Raw genomic sequence first — 1034 nt, 5'->3', positions numbered from 1 at the left:
TAGTTGAGTAGAAGAGAACCTCTCTACCTCGCGGTAGATTGTGTTTCTCCCCCCTCGCAGAACCGTGCTTGCGCTATTCACGCACACGGCTCCTCCTAGTTATCATTCACAAGATGTAGCTAATCTCTTTTCTTAAGTCATATATATTGACCTTGACCCTCGGTGAAGGTAGTGGATATTTATCAAGAAAGAGTCTGTACTTATCCCAGGTAAAGGATTTTCTTTGACTTCTTCTATTGAGCCATTTAAACAGTAAGTATTGGATTTTGTCTTTAAAGTTGTTCACACTTTGGGTATTATCTGTAATGCAGTAATAGTTGTAATAACCTATTAGTGAGCGTTTAAATCTATCCATAATCATATGAATATCTTTATTTCTATTATTCTTCAGCCATTCTTTCGTTTCTTTTAGTTTACCTTGGATTTTCTTCCTGCTTGTTTTCCTTTTCACTCGAAAGTTCCCTTGTTTGCTTTTCCCACAATAGTGTGTAAAACCTAGGAAATCAAAGGTAGCTGGTTTACTTCTTCCCTGTTGATTTGCATTTTTCTCCGCAAACCTCCCGAAGGGAATGATTTTGGTTTTATCCTCAGCTATTTCTAAATTAAATTTCTTTAATCTTAACTTTAATGAATGGAAGAATTGCTCCGCTTCACTTTTATATTGAAAACAACAAACAAAATCATCCGCATATCTCACTATGTATGCTTGTCCATCGCACTGTTTCCTAACCCTTTTCTCAAACCATAGGTCGAGTACATAATGGAGATATACATTGGCTAATATCGGAGATATTACTCCACCTTGCGGTGTGCCATTGTCTGTCTTAAATTTCTTACCTTCCTCCATGTATCCACCTTTAAGAAACCTACCAATTACTCTTAGTAGGTTAGGGTCAGCGATTCGCAGTTTTAAGAACTCCATCATCCATGTGTGGTCAACGTTGTCAAAGAATCCTTTTATATCTACATCTACTACATAATTTACTGGCCTCTTCTCAATATAGAAGTTCAGTGTTTTCAAAGCATCGTGGCAA

General features: G+C 37.0%; 1 protein-coding gene. It reads right to left on the bottom strand.

The genetic code is table 11. The features are described 5' to 3' along the window. Window positions 1-106: 106 nt before the first annotated feature. Window positions 107-1034: reverse transcriptase domain-containing protein (locus KW850_RS32545; protein ID WP_218351716.1), on the bottom strand; the 928-nt coding region annotated here is incomplete at its 5' end.

This window comes from Bacillus sp. sid0103 (genome assembly GCF_019219025.1).
This window is presented reverse-complemented; position numbering and strand designations above follow the sequence as displayed.